This is a genomic window from Leisingera sp. F5, from assembly GCF_001593695.1.
Genome location: NZ_LUKH01000877.1, coordinates 1 through 1528, shown reverse-complemented (window position 1 = coordinate 1528; position 1528 = coordinate 1). Strand labels below are relative to the sequence as shown.

2 protein-coding genes are annotated in these 1528 nt (G+C 60.7%); one reads left to right on the top strand and one right to left on the bottom strand.

The features are described from left to right. The coding region (locus A2I95_RS37000; RefSeq protein WP_291737458.1) for an adenylate/guanylate cyclase domain-containing protein at nucleotides 1-895 on the top strand (895 nt) is incomplete at its 5' end. A gap of 7 nt (nucleotides 896-902) precedes the next feature. Here A2I95_RS37000 and A2I95_RS36995 read toward each other — a convergent pair. Then, nucleotides 903-1520 (bottom strand): TetR/AcrR family transcriptional regulator, encoded by a 618-nt coding sequence (locus tag A2I95_RS36995; protein ID WP_027258814.1) that lies wholly within the window; start codon nucleotides 1518-1520, stop codon nucleotides 903-905. Nucleotides 1521-1528: the final 8 nt, after the last annotated feature.

The window sequence follows — 1528 nt, the reverse complement described above, 5'->3', positions numbered from 1 at the left end:
GCAGCCGGACGACCTCGACTCGCTGTGCGACGAAGGGCTGCGCTATTCGGCGGAGCTGAAGATCAAGCGCAAGCGGCGCACACTGGTTTTCGCCATCAATATTTCGCAGGCCAGCCATCTGAACGAGGCGCTTCTGGTGGTGGAATGCCAGAACATCACCCGGATCCGCGAGCTGGAAAGCATGATTGACAGCTATTCTGCCATGGTGGAGCGCAACACCCGCGAGCTGGAACGTGAAAAGGAGCGGGTGGAGCGGTTGTTGCTGAACCTGATGCCGCGTTCGGTCTATGAGGAATTCAAGACCTTCGGCGTGGTGACCCCGCAGCTTTACCCCAAGGTCTCGGTGGTGATGCTGGACTTTGTGAATTTCACCGATTTCGCGTCCCGCACAGACCCGACTGTGACCCTGGGTGAGCTGAACGATATTTTCACGGCCTTTGACCGCATCGTCGAACAATACGGCTGCGAGCGGATCAAGACCATTGGCGATGCCTATCTAGCGGTTTCCGGAATGCCAGAACCGGCGCCCGACCACGCCACTGCGGTGGCCCATTGCGCTACCCGCTTCCTTCGGTATCTGGACCGGCGCAACCAGAGCCATCAGCATAAATGGCAGGCGCGCATCGGTCTGGGAACCGGCTCTGCTGTCGGCTCGGTGGTGGGCATTCAGAAGTATGTCTATGATGTCTTCGGCCCGGCGGTGAATCTGGCTTCCCGCCTGCAAGTCTTCGCCAATCCAATGAAAATCGTCGCCCCGGATGAAATGAAGGAAGCCCTCTCCGAAGAATTCCGCGTCACCGATATTGGCCTCGAGGATATCAAAGGCATCGGCGAGGTGCATCTGGTCAATGTCGGTGATGAACTGGGTGCCCGGCAACCCAGCGGACGGTTCTAGAGGGGCTCTAGCCGTCGGGTGCAATCAGCCCCAGCCCGCGCAGGTAAATACCGATACCGCTTTCCAGCAAGTCCTCAGGCGGGAAAGGGGAGGCGGCCCCCGGAGAATTCCGAGCATAAAGCTCCACCACCCCGTGGCTCATCGCCAGTACATGGGCCGAGAACATTGAGGCCGGCGGGCGTTTATCTTCCGGGATATGCTGGCTGAGGTCCGCAGCGGCGCGCTCCAGAATTGCCCGTGCCCGTGCGGCGGCATCAGCCAGTTCCGGCGTCCGGTTCACCGAAATGCCGCTTTCGAACATGGCTATGTAGTGCCCCGGATGCTTGCGGGCAAAGGCGAGATAGGCGCGCCCTGTGGCCTCGAACGCGGCCAGGGCCGAGGGCTGGTATTTATCATAGGCGTGCTGCATGAGGTCAGCAAACATCGCATAGCCCTGCCGCCCGGCCTCGGCGATCAGATCCTCGCGCCCTTTGAAATGACGGTAGACGGCGGCGGGGGTCACACCTGCCTGTTTGGCAGCCTCCGACAGGGTGAACCCGGTCGGGCCCTTGGCCTCGATCAGATGCAGGGCCGCTTCGACCAGCGCCTGGCGCAGATTGCCGTGATGATAACCGCGTTTAGGCATCCCAGATA

Excerpts from the sequence above, each read along its gene's own strand:
- A2I95_RS36995 (WP_027258814.1), bottom strand. The coding sequence starts at position 1,520 with ATGCCTAAACGCGGTTATCATCACGGCAATCTGCGCCAGGCGCTGGTC.